The sequence below is a fragment of the Paraconexibacter algicola genome, from assembly GCF_003044185.1.
Taxonomy (GTDB): domain Bacteria; phylum Actinomycetota; class Thermoleophilia; order Solirubrobacterales; family Solirubrobacteraceae; genus Paraconexibacter; species Paraconexibacter algicola.
Window position 1 is genome coordinate 914,276 of record NZ_PYYB01000001.1, and the last position, 15,466, is coordinate 929,741.

13 protein-coding genes are annotated in these 15,466 nt (G+C 74.2%); 3 read left to right on the forward strand and 10 right to left on the reverse strand.

What is annotated here, in order from left to right; all coding sequences use genetic code 11:
- Positions 1-4 precede the first annotated feature (4 nt).
- The 4 genes from purH to purF form a co-directional block, all read right to left on the reverse strand.
- Positions 5-1,594, reverse strand: coding sequence for a bifunctional phosphoribosylaminoimidazolecarboxamide formyltransferase/IMP cyclohydrolase (gene purH, locus C7Y72_RS04310; protein WP_107567362.1), 1,590 nt, complete (start codon positions 1,592-1,594; stop codon positions 5-7).
- Positions 1,595-1,630: 36 nt separating this feature from the next.
- Positions 1,631-2,245: a phosphoribosylglycinamide formyltransferase gene (purN, locus tag C7Y72_RS04315; protein ID WP_107567363.1), complete on the reverse strand. Its 615-nt coding sequence runs from the start codon at positions 2,243-2,245 to the stop codon at positions 1,631-1,633.
- Positions 2,242-4,011 (reverse strand): RecQ family ATP-dependent DNA helicase, encoded by a 1,770-nt coding sequence (locus C7Y72_RS04320; RefSeq protein WP_107567364.1) that lies wholly within the window; start codon positions 4,009-4,011, stop codon positions 2,242-2,244. Before C7Y72_RS04320 ends, purN begins: the two co-directional genes overlap by 4 nt.
- 96 nt (positions 4,012-4,107) lie before the next feature.
- Positions 4,108-5,568 (reverse strand): amidophosphoribosyltransferase, encoded by a 1,461-nt coding sequence (gene purF, locus C7Y72_RS04325; protein WP_107567365.1) that lies wholly within the window; start codon positions 5,566-5,568, stop codon positions 4,108-4,110.
- Positions 5,569-5,727: 159 nt separating this feature from the next.
- On the opposite strand from purF, the gene C7Y72_RS04330 reads away from it, so the two are divergent.
- Positions 5,728-7,542, forward strand: a complete 1,815-nt coding sequence (locus tag C7Y72_RS04330) for an ABC transporter ATP-binding protein (protein WP_107567366.1) — start codon at positions 5,728-5,730, stop codon at positions 7,540-7,542.
- A gap of 16 nt (positions 7,543-7,558) precedes the next feature.
- On the opposite strand, the gene C7Y72_RS04335 is transcribed toward C7Y72_RS04330, so the two are convergent.
- Positions 7,559-8,023 (reverse strand): pyridoxamine 5'-phosphate oxidase family protein, encoded by a 465-nt coding sequence (locus C7Y72_RS04335; RefSeq protein WP_107567367.1) that lies wholly within the window; start codon positions 8,021-8,023, stop codon positions 7,559-7,561.
- A gap of 67 nt (positions 8,024-8,090) precedes the next feature.
- Here C7Y72_RS04335 and C7Y72_RS04340 point away from each other — a divergent pair, with 67 nt between their 5' ends.
- Positions 8,091-8,987: a helix-turn-helix domain-containing protein gene (locus C7Y72_RS04340; protein WP_107569596.1), complete on the forward strand. Its 897-nt coding sequence runs from the start codon at positions 8,091-8,093 to the stop codon at positions 8,985-8,987.
- A 92-nt stretch (positions 8,988-9,079) separates the two neighbouring features.
- Positions 9,080-10,171, forward strand: coding sequence for a type IV toxin-antitoxin system AbiEi family antitoxin domain-containing protein (locus tag C7Y72_RS04345; protein WP_146175254.1), 1,092 nt, complete (start codon positions 9,080-9,082; stop codon positions 10,169-10,171).
- A gap of 4 nt (positions 10,172-10,175) precedes the next feature.
- Here C7Y72_RS04345 and C7Y72_RS04350 read toward each other — a convergent pair whose 3' ends face one another.
- The 5 genes from C7Y72_RS04350 to C7Y72_RS04370 are packed head-to-tail and all read right to left on the reverse strand — an operon-like array spanning position 10,176 to position 15,406.
- Positions 10,176-11,351, reverse strand: coding sequence for an acyltransferase family protein (locus C7Y72_RS04350; protein ID WP_107567369.1), 1,176 nt, complete (start codon positions 11,349-11,351; stop codon positions 10,176-10,178).
- A 45-nt stretch (positions 11,352-11,396) separates the two neighbouring features.
- A complete protein-coding gene (gene purL, locus C7Y72_RS04355; protein WP_107567370.1) occupies positions 11,397-13,628 on the reverse strand; it encodes a phosphoribosylformylglycinamidine synthase subunit PurL in 2,232 nt (743 codons plus the stop codon).
- Positions 13,621-14,298, reverse strand: a complete 678-nt coding sequence (gene purQ, locus C7Y72_RS04360; RefSeq protein WP_107567371.1) for a phosphoribosylformylglycinamidine synthase subunit PurQ — start codon at positions 14,296-14,298, stop codon at positions 13,621-13,623. The genes purL and purQ overlap by 8 nt, the downstream gene beginning before the upstream one ends.
- Positions 14,295-14,519 (reverse strand): phosphoribosylformylglycinamidine synthase subunit PurS, encoded by a 225-nt coding sequence (gene purS, locus C7Y72_RS04365; protein WP_107567372.1) that lies wholly within the window; start codon positions 14,517-14,519, stop codon positions 14,295-14,297. The genes purQ and purS overlap by 4 nt, the downstream gene beginning before the upstream one ends.
- Positions 14,516-15,406 (reverse strand): phosphoribosylaminoimidazolesuccinocarboxamide synthase, encoded by an 891-nt coding sequence (locus C7Y72_RS04370; protein ID WP_107567373.1) that lies wholly within the window; start codon positions 15,404-15,406, stop codon positions 14,516-14,518. The genes purS and C7Y72_RS04370 overlap by 4 nt, the downstream gene beginning before the upstream one ends.
- Positions 15,407-15,466 lie beyond the last annotated feature (60 nt).

A 15,466-nucleotide genomic window follows, 5' to 3' on the forward strand; every position in this document is an offset into this window, starting at 1 on the left:
CGCGCTAGTGCCGGAAGTGGCGTCGGCGGGTCATGACCATCGCGACGCCGTCCGCGTTGGCGGCGGCGATGACCTCGTCGTCCCGGATCGACCCGCCGGGCTGGATGACCGCGCGGACCCCCGCCTCGATCGCCAGGGCGGGACCGTCGGCGAACGGGAAGAACGCGTCGGAGGCGAGCACGGCGCCCTGCACGCTGTCGAGCCGGCACTTCTCCAGCGCCAGGCGCACGGAGTCGACGCGGCTCATCTGCCCGGCGCCGATGCCGACGGTCCGGTCGCCCTGCGCGAGGATGATGGCGTTGGACTTCACGTGCTTGCAGACCCGCCACGCGAACAGCAGGTCAGACCACTCCTGCTCGGTCGGCTGGCGCTCGGTGACGACCTCCATCGTGTCCCGGTCGAGCACGATCGTGTCGCGGTCCTGCACGAGGATGCCGCCCTGCACCTGCCGGCCCTGCAGCTCGCCGAGCGGGACGCGGCGGCGCTCCTGGTCCTCGAGGATGCGGATGTTCTGCTTCTGGGTGAGGATCTCGAGCGCCTCGTCGGTGTACCCGGGCGCGTAGAGGACCTCGATGAACTGCTGGTGCAGCGCCTGCGCCAGCTCGGCGTCGACCTCGCGGTTGATCGCGATGACGCCGCCGAACGCGCTGAGCGGATCGCACTCGAAGGCGGCCCGGTAGGCGTCCAGGGCGGTCGCGCCGGTCGCCGCGCCGCACGGGTTGTTGTGCTTGACGATCGTGCAGCTCGGCTCGTCGAAGTCGCGCGCGAGCGCGGTCGCCGAGTCGAGGTCGAGGAGGTTGTTGAACGACAGCTGCTTGCCGTGGTGCTGCTTGACCATCGAGAGCAGGTGCCGGCGCTCGCCGACCGCCGAGTAGTAGGCGGCGCGCTGGTGCGGGTTCTCGCCGTAGGAGAGGTCCGTGACCTTCTCGTAGGCGCGCACGAGCAGCGGCGGGTGGTCGTCGCTGCGCTCGGCGAACCAGCGGGCGATCGCCGTGTCGTAGCGGGCGGTGTCGTGGAACGCCTGGGCGGCGAGCTCCTGCCGGGTGCGGAACGACAGCGCGCCGTCGTTCTGGGCGAGCTCCTCGAGGATCGCGTCGTAGCTCTCCGGCTTCACGACGACCGCGGCGTACGCGTGGTTCTTCGCCGCCGCCCGGATCATCGTCGGGCCGCCGATGTCGATGTTCTCGATCGCGTCGCGGTCGCTGACGTTCATCCGCGCGACGGTGCGCTCGAACGGGTACAGGTTCACGCACACGAGGTCGACGACCTCGATCCCGTGCTCCTCGAGCGCCGCCTGGTGCTCGGGGTTGTCGCGCACGGCCAGCAGGCCCGCGTAGAGCTTCGGGTTCAGCGTCTTGACGCGGCCGTCCATGATCTCGGGGAAGCCCGTGAAGTCGTCGATCGCGCGGACCGGCAGCCCGGCGGCCTCGAGCTCCTTCGCGGTGCCCCCGGTGGAGATCAGCTCGACGCCCTGCTCGGCGAGCCCGCGCGCGAAGTCGACGATCCCGCGCTTGTCGCTGACGGACAGCAGCGCGCGGCGGACCGGGACGAGGTCGGGCGGGTCGACGGGGTTCAGCTCAGGCACGGACGGCATGGGCCTGAGCCTAGAGAACGCCCGGGAAACGCGGACTCAGGTCACCCGCATCCTGCGGGGATTGTCCGGGTCGGCGGACACCCCGTCGGCCGCGAACGCGCGGACCGCCCGGCACAGCAGCGCGTGCTCCAGCGGCCGTAGCCGGTCGTGCAGGCTCGCGGCGGTCTCGTCGTCGGCGACCGCGACCGCGTCCTGCAGCAGGATCGCGCCCGTGTCGATCCCGTCGTCGACGAGGTGGACGGTGACGCCCGCGACCTTGACGCCGTAGGCGATCGCCTGCTCGATCGCGCGCAGCCCGGGGAACACGGGCAGCAGCGACGGGTGCACGTTGACGATGCGTCCGGCGAACCGGCGCGTGAAGCCCGGGTCCAGCAGCGCCATGTAGCCGGCGAGCACGACGAGGTCGGCTTCCCACGCCTGGACCTGGGCGGCGAGCGCCGCGTCGCGCGCGGCCCGGTCGGGGAACGCGTCGCGCGGGAACACGGCGGTCGCGACGCCCGCCGCAGCGGCGCGCTCCAGGGCGGGCGCGCCGGGCCGGTCGCCCGCGACCCCGACGACCACGACGCCCTCGGGCCCGCCGTGCAGCTCGTCGAGGATCGCCTGCAGGTTCGTCCCGGCACCCGACGCGAGGACGACGACGCGCAGGCTCATCGGGCGCCCACCGCCTCGCCGAGCAGCGCCAGCACCTCGGCGGCCGACAGGTCGGCGAACGCCCCGTACTCCGGGAGCCCGTCCCAGGAGCGGCGGGCGATCTCGCGGCTGCGCCGGCCGCGGAGGATCCGCACGAGCGTCTCCTCGTCCGCGTCGTCGCCGAGCCGCTGCACGAGCGCCCGGCAGGCGTCCACCGGGGAGCGCTCGACCAGCGGCCGGACCGGGCCGTCGAGCGTCGCCCGGATGACGCGGGCGCGGTCGGCGCCGCTGAGCGTCGCCGCGGGCCCCGCGGGCAGCACGGTCGGGTCGCAGACGTCGCAGCACGGGACGGTCGGCGCGCCCGGGGCGGGGTCGCCGAAGTGCCGCAGCAGCGCCGCGCGGCGGCAGCCGCGGCCCTCCGCGTACGCCCACACCGCCCGGTACTGCGCCCAGCGCGCGCGCTGCGCCTCCCCGGCCGCGGTCCGGCACGCGTCGCGGGTGTCGGGGTCGTGCGGGCGGCCCAGGCGCGCCCGCACGCGGTCGGCGCGCCCGGGCTCGAGGACCAGGACGCCCGCCCGGTCGAGGTGCCCGACGATCGCGCGGACCTGGTCGGGCCGGTCGGTCCCGGCGAGCGCGGCGACCGGGGCGTCGACGAGCCCGTCGGCGTCGGCGGCGGCGAGCACGCGCCCGGCGACCCGGTCCAGCAGCGCGTCGTCGATCTCGCTGCGCTGCATGAAGAACACGTGCAGGCCCTTGTCCTTCGCGCAGGCGAACAGGAGCGCCCGCGCCGGACGGCCGTCGCGGCCCGCCCGCCCGGCCTCCTGGTAGTAGGCCTCCAGGGACGCCGGGACGCCGTCGTGGGCGACGGTCCGCACGTCGGCCTTGTCGACGCCCATGCCGAACGCGTTGGTCGCGACGACGATCTCCAGCTCGCCCGCCATGAAGCGGCGCTGCACCTCGCTGCGACGCGGCGCGGGCAGGCCCGCGTGGTACGCGGCGCAGGTGACGCCGAGGTCGGCGCCGATGCGGGCGGCGAGCGTCTCGGCCGCCTGCCGCGTGCCCGCGTAGACGATCGCCGGTCGCGCCGGCGCGGTGGCGAGCGCGTGCACGATCCGTCGCGCACGGTCGTTGGGCGAGCTGCACGGCACGACCCCGAAGCTCAGCGCGGGCCGGTCGAACCCGGTCTGCACGCGCACCGGGTCGCGCAGGCCCAGCCGCGCGGTGATGTCCTGCGCGACCTGCGGCGTGGCGGTCGCGGTCGACGCGACGATCGCGCGCGCCCCGAGCGCGCGGGCGACGTCCCCGAGCCGGAAGTAGTCGGGGCGGAAGTCGTGCCCCCACTGCGAGACGCAGTGCGCCTCGTCGACGACGAACAGCCCGACGCGGGCGCCCGCGAGCGCCGCGAGCACGTCCGGGGAGGAGAACCGCTCGGGCGCGACGTGCAGCAGCCGCAGCTCGCCGGCGACGGCGCGCGCGAGGACCGCCCGGTTCGTCGCCGTGTCCTGCTGGCCGTTGATCGCCCCGACGAGCGCGCCGCGCGCCCCGAGCCGCGCGCGCAGCCCGTCGACCTGGTCCTGCATCAGCGACACGAGCGGCGAGACGACGACGGTCAGGTCGTCGCGCAGCAGGGCGGGCAGCTGGTAGCACAGCGACTTGCCCGCGCCGGTCGGCATCACGACGAGCACGTCGCGGTCGTCGAGCGCGGCCGCGACCGCCTCCGCCTGCCCGGGCCGGAAGGCGGTGTGGCCGTAGTACCGCTGCAGGGCGTCGAGAGGGAGCGGGCGCATCGACGGCGGCGGACCATAACGACGGGACCGGTCGCCTCCGGCCCGTCGTGACAGGACCGGCACGGGTTCGTGACGGAGACGGCGCGAACGGCGCGTCTAGCGCGCGGAGGACTGCACGAGCGGCAGCTCGAGGTCGAACTTGCCCTGCGTGTCGACGGTGCCGTCCAGCGGGTACTCGCCGCTGAAGCACGCGTCGCAGTGGCGGGCGCGGTCGGCGTTGCCGACGGCCTCGTAGACGCCCTCCAGCGAGATGTACGCCAGCGAGTCGGTGCCGAGGTGCGCGGAGATCTCCTCGACGGTGCGCTGGTGGGCGACCATCTCCTCGCGCGTGGACATGTCGACCCCGTAGTAGCAGGGGTTCTTGATCGGCGGGGCGGAGGACCGCATGTGGACCTCGCGCGCCCCGGCGTCGCGCAGCATCTGGACGATCTGCCGCGTCGTGTTGCCGCGCACGATCGAGTCGTCGACGACGACGAGCGACTTGCCGGCGACGACCTCGGGCAGCGGGTTGAACTTCAGCCGCAGGCCGTGCTTGCGCAGCTCCTGGCCGGGCTGGATGAACGTCCGCGCGATGTAGCGGTTCTTGACGAACCCCTCGCCCTGCGGGATGCCGGACGCGCGCGCGAAGCCGCGCGCCGCCGGGTTGCCGGAGTCCGGCACCGCGATCACGAGGTCCGCACCGGGGACCGGGGCCTCGCGGGCGAGGACCTCGCCCATCCGCTCGCGGGCGATCTGCAGCGCGCCGCCGCCCATGCGCGAGTCGGGCCGCGCGAAGTAGATGTACTCGAAGACGCAGAACGCCTCGCGGGCGGCGGGGTCGCCGACCTGCTCGGAGGTGACGCCGCGCGCGTCGAGCACGACCATCTCCCCGGGCTTGACCTCGCGCACGTACTCGGCGCCGATCGTCAGGAACGCGCAGGACTCGCTGGCCACGCAGTACGCGTCGCCGAAGCGGCCCAGCACGAGCGGTCGGACACCGGCGGGGTCGCGGAACGCGATGACCTTGTCGTTGGTCATCACCACGGTCGAGAACGCGCCCTTCAGCTGCGGGATGACGTCCTTGACGGCCTCCTCGATCGTCTCCGCGGGGTGCGACGCGAGCGCCGCCGCGATGATCTCCGAGTCGGAGGTCGAGGAGAACGTGACGCCCTGCGAGCGCAGCTTGGCGTGCATCTCGACGGCGTTGATGAGGTTGCCGTTGTGCGCGAGCGCGAGCTCGCGGCGGTTGCCGCCCGAGCCGGCCGAGCGGTGCACCGGCTGGGAGTTCTCCCACTCGTTGGAGCCGGTCGTCGAGTACCGGGTGTGGCCGATCGCGAGGTCGCCGCCGAGCGCCTTGAGGTCGTGCTCCTTGAAGACCTGGCTCACCAGGCCCAGCGCACGCTGGGTGATGATGTAGCCGTCGACGTCGGCGGCGGCGATGCCGGCCGACTCCTGGCCGCGGTGCTGGAGCGCGAACAGCGAGAAGTACGCGAGGCGCGAGACGTCGTGGCCGGGACCGTAGATCCCGAAGACGCCGCACTCGTCGCGTGGACCCTCGCGTCCGTCGGGGTCCGCCATGGGAAGGGGAGCGCTGACACTCATGAGAGGAGCTGCCGGGGCAGCCCGGTCAGGGTAGCAGCGTGCCGGGGCGCGTCCATGGACCGGATGTCCGCAGGATGCGGGGTCGTTCCCCGCCGACCGCCGCTCGTCAGGGTGGCCTGCCATCGTGTCGGGGGCATGTCCTCGCTCCCCGCCCCCACCGCCGCCCCGGACGCCTCGCCCCTGCGGCGGCTGTGGCACTACGCCTCCCCGCACCGGCGCGCGATCCGCCGCGCGACGACGTTCAGCGTCCTGAACAAGGTCTTCGACATCGCGCCGGAGCTGCTGATCGGCGTCGCGGTCGACGTCGTCGTCCGCGGGCAGGGCTCGATCGTCTCCGACCTCGTCGGCGTCGAGGACCGCTTCCACCAGCTGCTCGTGCTCGCCGCCGCGAACCTGTTCGTGTGGGTGATGGAGTCGGTGACCGACTACCTCGCCGACATCTCCTGGCGGACGCTCGCGCAGACGATCGAGCACGAGGCGCGCATGGACGCGTACGCGCACGTGCAGCGGCTGGAGCTCGGCGCGCTGGAGGACCGGGAGACCGGCGACCTGCTCGCCGTCCTCAACGACGACGTCAACCAGCTCGAGCGGTTCCTCGACGTCGGCGCCAACGAGATCATCCTCACCGTCATGAACGTGCTGCTCGTCGGCACGGTCTTCGTCGTCATCTCGCCGCTCCTGGCGCTGCTGGCGTTCCTGCCGATCCCCGTGATCGTGCTCGGGTCGCTGGCGTTCCAGCGGCGACTGACCCCGCTGTACCGGTCGGTGCGCGAGCGGGCGGGCGCGGTCGGTGGCGTGCTGGCGAACAACCTCGCCGGGCTCGCGACGATCAAGGCGTTCACGGCGGAGGAGCGGGAGGTCAACCGGATCGCCGCCGCCTCGCAGGCCTACCGGGAGGCCAACCGCGACGCGATCCGCGTGTCGAGCGCGTTCGTGCCGCTGATCCGGATGGCGATCCTCGCCGGGTTCACGATGACGCTCGTCATCGGCGGCAACGCGGCGCTCGACGGTGACCTCGAGGTCGGGGCGTTCAGCGTCCTCGTGTTCATGACCCAGCGGCTGCTGTGGCCGCTGACCCGCCTGGGCGAGGTGCTCGACCTCTACCAGCGCGGCATGGCGTCCACGCGGCGGATCCTCGACCTGCTCGACGTGCCGCCGCGGATCATCGGCGGCACGGACACGCTCGTGACGCCGGTCCGCGGCGAGGTGCGGCTCGACGGGGTGGAGTTCGCGTATCGGCACCTCGGGGACGACGCGCCGCCGGTGCTCCGCGGGATCGACCTGCACGTCCCCGCCGGCGAGACGCACGCGATCGTCGGCCCGACCGGCGCGGGCAAGTCCACGCTGGTGAAGCTCCTGCTGCGCCTGGAGGACCCGACCGCCGGCACGATCACGCTCGACGGGGCCGCGCTGCCGTCGCTGCGGTTCGAGTCGCTGCGCGGGTCGCTCGGGTACGTCGCGCAGGACGTCTTCCTGTTCAGCGGCACCGTGCGGGAGAACGTCGCCTACGGGCGCCCGGACGCCGACGACACGCAGATCGAGGGCGCGCTGCGCGCCGCCGAGGCGCTGGCGTTCGTGGAGGCGATGCCCGAGGGGCTCGACACGATGGTCGGCGAGCGCGGCATGCGGATGAGCGGCGGCCAGCGCCAGCGGCTGTCGCTCGCCCGCGCGATCCTGCGCGACCCCGCGGTGCTGCTGCTCGACGAGGCGACCGCCGCCGTCGACACCGAGACCGAGGCCGCGATCCAGCGGTCGCTGCGCACGGTCAGCGCGAACCGCACGACGATCGTCATCGCCCACCGCCTGTCGACCGTCCGCCACGCGCACCGCATCCACGTGCTGGAGGCGGGGCGCATCACCGAGTCCGGCACCCACGACGAGCTGCTCGCGCTCGACGGGCGCTACGCGGGCCTGTGGCGCGTGCAGATCGGCGAGGCCGTGACGACCTGAGCCGCGCGCCCCGCGGTCACGTCCGCTCGATCCGCCGCAGGCCGCGCTCCGGCGTCCACACCTCGACGACCAGCACGTCGTCCTCGACGTGCACGGTCGAGACCTCGCGCAGGTCCAGGCGGAAGACGTGCGCGTCGGCGTCGGGCGTCCCGGCGAGGATCGCCAGCCGGACCGCCTCGTCGTCGGTGACCTCGTGCGCGACCCCGGCGAGCTTCGCGTCCCCCGGCCACGCCGGCGGGTCCTCGGAGCCGGAGTGCAGCGCGAACCGCGGGTCGCGACGGAGGTCGAGCGCCTTGCGGGCGCCGGGCATCGACCCGACGAAGAGGTCGCCCTCCAGCCAGCGGGTCTCGATGCCGCTGATGCGCGGGGAGCCGTCCGCGCGCACCGTCGCGAGGGTCTTGTGGACGTGCGCGTCGAGGCGGGCGCGGGCGCGCTGCGCGAGCGCGGGGGCGGCGTCGGCGAACGTGGACCAGGAGGGCATGCCCCGCACCGTGCCGGACGGTCGCACCGCCGACGGGCGACGCGTCGAATGCGATCAAATGGACGGCGTGTCCGATCGGCTGCGCGACCTGCTCGACCTCGTCGTCGGCTCCCTCGACGAGCCGGACGTCGACGGCCGGGCGCTCGCCGCGCGCGCGTCGTTCTCCCGTGACCACCTCGACCGGCTCGTGCGCGCCGCGACCGGCGAGACCCCGGTGGCGCTGCGCCGGCGGCTGCTGCTGGAGCGCGCCGCGTGGCGGCTGCGCCGCGGGGCGGCGAGCGGCACGGAGGCGGCCGCGGCCGGCTACGGGTCCCCCGAGGCGTTCAGCCGTGCGTTCGCGCGGGCGTACGGCGTGCCGCCCCGCGTGTTCGCCACGTCGGACCTGCCGGTCGCGCTCCCCGCGCGCAACGGCATCCACTTCCTCGGCCCCGCCGGCCTCACCGTCCCCGGCCCGCGCGCCGGCGGCCGCGACGTGACCGACCGGCTGCTGCACCACCACCTCGACCGCACCCGCGAGCTGCTGCAGATCGTCGCCCGGCTGTCCCAGGAGGACCGCGACCGCGCCGTGCGTCCCGGGCTCGTGATCGTCTGGTTCGAGGGCCCGGAGGAGACGGCCGGACTGCTGGCGGAGCGGTCGGTCCGCACGCTCGAGGTCTGGACCGCGGCGATCGCCGGGGAGGAGCCGCCGCCCGCGGAGTCCGGGGAGCTCCTGCGCCGCTTCGACCACGTCGCCCCGCGCTTCCGGGCGCTCGTGGACGACGTGCGCGCGCGGGGCGCCTGGGACGACGCGTTCGTCGACGCGCTCTGCGAGCCGCCTCAGGCGTTCACCTACGGCGGCGTGCTCGCGCACGTGCTGAGCTACGGCGCGGTCCGCCGCGAGACGCTCGCGGGCCTGCTGCGCGAGCTCGGCTACCCGCCGGCCGGAAGCGGCGACCCGATCGAGTGGGAGCAGGCGCGCGACTGAGTCCCGTCCCCGCACGATCACCGTGAAGCTGTAGCGGGATCGGCACACCCTGGTGGTTATGCCGTGGCACGCCCCCGGGTGGACTCCGGGGCATGGCCGACGGCGACGAGTGGACACCAGGACCTTCGGGGAAGGACGTGGTGTCCACGGCGCGGGGCGGCGACCCCGCCGCGGCCCCCGACCGCGCTGGCGCCGGGTCGCGCCGCCGCCGCGCCCGCCCGCGCCCGACGGCGACGCTGATCGCCACCACCGTCGCCGCGCACGGCGGCATCGCGACGACGGGGCAGCTCGCGCAGGCCGGCGTCTGCCGCAACGCGCTGACGCTGCGCGTGCGCGACGGCCGGCTGGTGGAGGAGTTCCCCGGCGTGTTCCGGCTGCCGGGCGCGCCCCTGCCGCCTGCCCTGCGTCGGCACGCCGCCGTGGCCTCCTGCGGCGCGGGCGCGGCGCTCGACCGCTGGTCGGCCGCGGAGGCGTGGGGCCTCGTCACCCACCAGGCGGGGCCGGACGACCTGATCCACGTCTGCGTCCCCGGCGGGCGCCGGCCGCGCCGACCCGGCGTCGCCGTGCACCGCCTCGCGACACTGGACCCGCGCGACGTCACCGTGCGGGACGGCACCGCGTGCCTCGCGCTCCCGCGCACGCTGCTGCACATCGCCGCCGGGCATCCGCAGCGGCTGGTCGAGCGGTTCGTGGACGAGGCCGCCTACCACGGGCATCTGCGCCCGTGGGAGCTGCGCGAGCTGCTCGCCCGGTCGCGCGGGCGCCGGGGCGCCGACGTCCTGGCCGCCGTGATCGAGCAGCACGTGCCCGGCACGACCCGGACCGCCAACGACGTCGAGGAGGCGTTCCTCGCGATCGCCGACGCGCGCGGCTGGCCGCGGCCGATCTGCCAGCAGCCGGCCACGCTGACGGACGGCACGCGCATCCGCCACGACTTCTGGTGGCCGGACCTCCGCGTCGCGGGGGAGACCGACGGTGGCCGCGGCCACGCCGGCCCGGTCCGCCAGGCGCGCGACGCGCACCGCGACCGGCTGCTCGCCGCGGCCGGGATCGAGACCGTCCGCGCCGCCTGGGACGAGGTCCTGCACCGCCCGCGCACCGTCGCCGCACGGGTCGAGCCGGTGCTCCTCGCGCGCGGCGCCCGGCTCGGCCGCCCGCGTCGTGGACGGCTGATCCTTCCCTGAAGGATCACGCGTCCACTCGACGCGGTGCGGGCGCGAGCACCCGCCGCCGTCGCAGCCGCCTCGCCGGGCGCTCGACCAGCTCGAACGAGAGGGCGCCCAGCGCGATCGAGGCGGCGATCGTGGCGGGCGCGAGGATCCAGAAGCGGTCGTCGGTCCCGACGCCCTGGTCGAGCAGCACGAGCACGACGATCGGGTGCCACAGGTACACGCCGTAGGAGACCTCTCCGAGCCGGACGAGCGGGCGCGAGGCGAGCACGCGGCCGACCGCGCTGCGCCCGTGCCCGTCCGTCGTGGTGAACGGCACGACCAGCAGCGCGGCGATCAGCGCCGGGACCCCGTGGAGCAGCAGGAAGCCGACGCCCGAGGGCCGGGCGGTCGAGCGCGGGAGCCCGGCCGCGTAGCTCAGCAGGAGGAAGACCACGAGCGCCGCCGCCCATGCCGCACCGGGCGCCGGCCACGCGCGGATCCAGGCCGGGCGGTGCACGCCGAGGACCGCGGCGGCCATCCCGACGCTGAACCACAGGAACGTCGCGCCCACGGTGAAGCCGAACGGGAACCACGACCCGAGCACCTGCGGCTCGACGTAGGTGAGCGTGCGCACGCCCCACGACGCGACGCCGAGACCGAGGAGCAGGACGACCTCGGCGACGCTGCGCCGGTCGTCGAGCGGCCGGCGCGACCAGACCGCGGCCCACAGCGGCAGCAGGAGGTAGAAGCTCAGCTCGACGCAGAGCGTCCACGCGTGCGGGAACCCCTGCCCGATGGCGTCCGCGGTGTAGACCTGCGTCAGCCCGAAGTACCGCCACCAGTCCCCCGACTGCACCGGGTCGATCGTCGGCGTGACGCTCGCCAGGTACGGCACGGCGGCCACCAGGCCGAGCGCCACCCAGTAGGCGGGCAGCAGGCGCAGCGCGCGGGCACGGAGGTAGTCCGGGACGCGCACCGCCGGCCCACGGGCCGCCCGCGCGGCCACGAACGGGCGGTACAGCAGGAAGCCGGAGAGCGCGAAGAAGACCGGCACCCCGACGTCGAGGCGTCGCAGCACCTCCCCGCCCGCGATGTCCCCGTGGGCGCCGACGTAGAGCCCGACGTGATGGACGACGACGGCGAGCGCCGCGAGTCCGCGGACGCCGTCGAGGGCGGGGAACCGCGGCCCCCCGCCCGTGCCATGGGTGCGCATGGCATCTGCAACGCGTGTCGCGACCGGAAGTCGCGAAGCAGCCCGCTACGGGAACAGCGGGCGCAGCGACGCGTGCGCGTCGCGGAGCTCGTCGAGCGTCACGGAGAAGGTCTCCGAGCCCGCGACGATGTCGAGCGTGTCGCCGCCGACCTCGCCGAAGATGTCCAGCGGGATCTTCTCGGCGAGCGCCTCGAGCGCCTCCTCGGAGCCCGAGACGATGAACCCACCCGGCCGCTCCCCGAAGAGGATCGCGTCGACGACCTCGCGCGGCGTGCGGTCGGTGGTCGGCTCGCCCAGGACCTTGGCGCCGATGCCGCCCGCCAGGCAGCACTCGGCGACCGCGACCGCGAAGCCGCCCTCGGCGACGTCGTGGGCGCTGGACAGCGCGCCGGAGCGGACCGCCTCGCGGATCGCCTCCTGCGTCGCGATCACGTGGTCGACGTCGAACTCGGGCAGGCCGTCGGGGAGCGCGTCCCCGCGGAGCTTCGCGAGCTCGCTCGCGTCGAGCGACGGCATGCCGGTCCAGCCGGCCAGGCCCCAGAGGTCGCCCTCCTTCGCGAACCCGAGCTGCCCGGCGCGGGTGACGTCGGGCAGCGCGCCGACCATGCCGACGACCGGGGTCGGGTAGATCGGGCCGGCGGCACCCTGGTTGTACAGGGAGACGTTGCCCCCGACGATCGGGGCGTCGAGCGCGCGGCACGCGTCGCCCAGGCCGCGGACGGCCTCGGTGAGCTGCCAGGCGATCTCGGGCTTCTCGGGGTTGCCGAAGTTCAGGTTGTTCGTCGTGCCCAGCGGCTTGGCGCCCGCGCACGCGAGGTTCGACGCGCACTCCAGCGCCGCCTCGATCGTGCCGCGGTACGGGTCGGCGGCGACCCGACGGCCGTTGCAGTCGATCGACACGCCGAGGCCGCTGCCGTCGGGCAGCTGCAGGACGGCGGCGTCGCACGTGTTCGGGCGGCGCACGGTGCGCGACTGCACGACCGGGTCGTACTGCTCGAACAGCGGCAGGCGCGACGCGATGTTCGGCGCGCCGACGAGCGCGAGCAGCGTGTCGCGCGGCGACGCGTCGGCGGCGAGCGTCGCGACCGGCGCCGGGTACAGCGGCTGCTGCGGCTTGGCGGGCGCGAGGTCGTAGAGCGGGCAGTCGTCCACCAGCGCCTCGACGGGCATCTCTCCGACGAGCGTCTCGCCGTCGAAGATCCGCATCGCGCGCGTGTCGGTGACCGACCCGATGACCGTGCCGTGCACGAGCCACTTGTCGGTGATCGCGATGACCGCGTCGACGTTCTCGGGCGTGCAGACGCAGAGCATCCGCTCCTGCGACTCGGACACCATGATCTCGAAGGGCGCCATGCCCGGCTCGCGCAGCGGCACCTTGGAGATGTCGATGTCCATGCCGGTCTCGCCCTTGGAGGCCATCTCGGAGGCGCTGGACGTCAGGCCCGCGGCGCCGAGGTCCTGCAGCGCGACGAGCAGCCCCTTCTCGAGCAGCTCCAGCGAGCACTCGAGGAGCTTCTTCTCCTCGAACGGGTCGCCGACCTGGACGGTCGGGCGCTTGTCCCCGTCGGCGTCGTCGAGCTCGGCGGAGGCGAGGACGGACGCGCCGCCGATCCCGTCGCGGCCGGTGGAGGCGCCGAAGAGGATCAGCGGGTTGCCGACCCCGGTCGCGGCGGAGCGGATCATGTCGCCCGCGTTCGCGAGCCCGAGGGCCATCGCGTTGACGAGGCAGTTCGTCTCGTACGGGCCCTCGAAGTAGACCTCGCCACCGATCGTCGGGACGCCGATCGAGTTGCCGTAGTGCCCGATCCCGGCGACCGCGCGGTCGAGCAGGTAGCGGGAGCGCTCGGACGTCGGCTCGCCGAAGCGCAGCGCGTCGAGCACGGCGACCGGGCGGGCGCCGATCGCGAAGATGTCGCGCAGGATGCCGCCGACCCCGGTGGCGGCGCCCTGGAACGGCTCGACCGCGGACGGGTGGTTGTGCGACTCGACCTTGAACGCGCAGACGAGGTCGGAGTCCTCGGCGAGCCCGACGCGCACCGCGCCGGCGTTCTCGCCCGGCCCCATGAAGACCGCGTCGCCCTCGGTGGGCAGCGTGCGCAGGATCTTCTTGGAGTGCTTGTAGGCGCAGTGCTCGCTCCACAGCAGCGAGAACATCGCGAGCTCGACCTCGTTGGGCTCGCGGCCGTCGAGCTTCTCGATGATCAACGCGTACTCGTCGCGCGTGAGGCCGAGGGCGACCGCCTGCTCGACCCCGGGGACGGACTGGACGTCAGACATTGGCGACCGCCTGGGCCATCGAGGTGAACAGCGTCAGCCCGTCGACCGAGCCGGTGAGCGGGTCGACCGCGTGCTCGGGGTGGGGCATCAGGCCGAAGACGTTGCCGGCCTCGTTGGTCACGCCCGCGATGTCGCGCAGCGAGCCGTTGGGGTTCTGGCCGGGGGCGTAGCGCAACAGCACCTGGCCGTTCGCCTCCATCGCGTCGAGCTGGTCCTCGGGCGCGTAGTAGCGGCCGGTCGTGTGCTTGATCGGGATCGACAGCGACGTCTGCCCGGCGGGCACGGCGCTCGTGAAGCGCGTGTCGGCGCGGACCACGTCGAGGTCGACCTGGCGGAAGATGAACCGCCGGCCCGTGTTGGGCAGCAGCGCCCCGGGCAGCAGGCCCGCCTCGCAGAGGATCTGGAAGCCGTTGCAGATGCCGAGCACGGTGCCGCCCTGGCGGGCGAACTCGATGACCTCGCTCATGACGGGCGCGAACCGGGCGATCGCGCCGACGCGCAGGTAGTCGCCGTAGGAGAAGCCGCCGGGGACGATGACGGCGTCGACGTCCTGCAGCGAGTGGTCGCCGTGCCAGAGCAGCACGGCCTGCGCCCCGTCGACCCGCAGGGCGGCGTCGCGCGCGTCGAAGTCGTCGCAGGTGCCGGGGAAGCGGACGACGCCGAACTTCACGAGACGCTCACCACTTCGTAGTCCTCGATCAGCGTGTTCGCGAGGAGCTTCTGGCAGAGCGCGTCGAGCTGCGACTCGTCCTCGATCTCGAGCTCGACCATGCGGCCGACGCGGACCTCGCTGATGCCGCTGAACCCGAGGGCGGGGAGCGCCTGCTCCACCGCGACGCCCTGCGGGTCCAGGATGCCGGCCTTGGGCCGGATGAGCACTCGTGCCTTCATGCTGCTGTCCTCTCGAGCCAGGAGTCGAACGACTCCCCGGTGATCGTTTCGTACGCCTCGACGTACCGTGCGCGGGTGCCCGCGACGATGTCCTCCGGGACCTCCGGCGCGGGCGGCGTCTTGTCCCAGCCGGTGCTGCGCGCCCAGTCCCGGACGTACTGCTTGTCGTAGCTCGGCTGCCCGTGCCCGACCTCGTAGCCGTCGGCGGGCCAGTACCGCGACGAGTCGGGCGTGAGCACCTCGTCGCCGACGACGAGCGTGCCGTCCGCGTCGAGGCCGAACTCGAACTTCGTGTCGGCGAGCAGGACACCGCGTGAGGCGGCGTGCTCGGCGGCGGCGACGTAGAGCGCGATCGCGGTGTCGCGCACGCGCTCCGCGAGCGCGCGGTCGCCGATCGCGGCGACGGCCCCGTCGAAGTCGATCGCCTCGTCGTGGTCGCCCAGCGCGGCCTTCGTCGACGGCGTGAAGATCGGGTGCGGCAGCTGCTGGGACTCCTGCAGGCCGGGCGGCAGCTCGATGCCGGAGACGCGGCCGGTCGCCTGGTAGTCGGTCCAGCCCGAGCCGGTGATGTAGCCGCGCACGACGGCCTCGACCGGCAGCATCGTGAGCTTGCGCACCACGGCGGCGCGTCCGCGCACCTCGGCGGGCACGCCGTCGGTGTAGGAGACGACGTGGTTCGGCACGATCGGGGCGGTCCGCTCGAACCAGAACGCGCTCAGCGCGGTCAGGACCTTGCCCTTGTCCGGGATCGGGTTCGGGTGGATGACGTCGTAGGTGGAGATCCGGTCGCTCGCGACGAGCAGGACCGTGTCCGCGCCCAGGTCGTACATCTCGCGGACCTTGCCGCGGTGCAGCAGGGGCAGGTCGGCGAGGGACGGCGGGCTCACGTGGGCCGATGCTAGCGACCACGGCGGGCGGCAGGCACGCGCCCGCTAGCGTCCGGGCAC

Bases quoted from the DNA above. Each gene is read 5' to 3' on its own strand.
- purH (WP_107567362.1), bottom strand. From the start codon at position 1,594: ATGCCGTCCGTGCCTGAGCTGAACCCCGTCGACCCGCCCGACCTCGTC.
- purN (WP_107567363.1), bottom strand. From the start codon at position 2,245: ATGAGCCTGCGCGTCGTCGTCCTCGCGTCGGGTGCCGGGACGAACCTG.
- C7Y72_RS04320 (WP_107567364.1), bottom strand. From the start codon at position 4,011: ATGCGCCCGCTCCCTCTCGACGCCCTGCAGCGGTACTACGGCCACACC.
- purF (WP_107567365.1), bottom strand. From the start codon at position 5,568: ATGGCGGACCCCGACGGACGCGAGGGTCCACGCGACGAGTGCGGCGTC.
- C7Y72_RS04330 (WP_107567366.1), top strand. From the start codon at position 5,728: ATGTCCTCGCTCCCCGCCCCCACCGCCGCCCCGGACGCCTCGCCCCTG.
- C7Y72_RS04335 (WP_107567367.1), bottom strand. From the start codon at position 8,023: ATGCCCTCCTGGTCCACGTTCGCCGACGCCGCCCCCGCGCTCGCGCAG.
- C7Y72_RS04345 (WP_146175254.1), top strand. From the start codon at position 9,080: ATGGCCGACGGCGACGAGTGGACACCAGGACCTTCGGGGAAGGACGTG.
- C7Y72_RS04350 (WP_107567369.1), bottom strand. From the start codon at position 11,351: ATGCGCACCCATGGCACGGGCGGGGGGCCGCGGTTCCCCGCCCTCGAC.
- purL (WP_107567370.1), bottom strand. From the start codon at position 13,628: ATGTCTGACGTCCAGTCCGTCCCCGGGGTCGAGCAGGCGGTCGCCCTC.
- purS (WP_107567372.1), bottom strand. From the start codon at position 14,519: ATGAAGGCACGAGTGCTCATCCGGCCCAAGGCCGGCATCCTGGACCCG.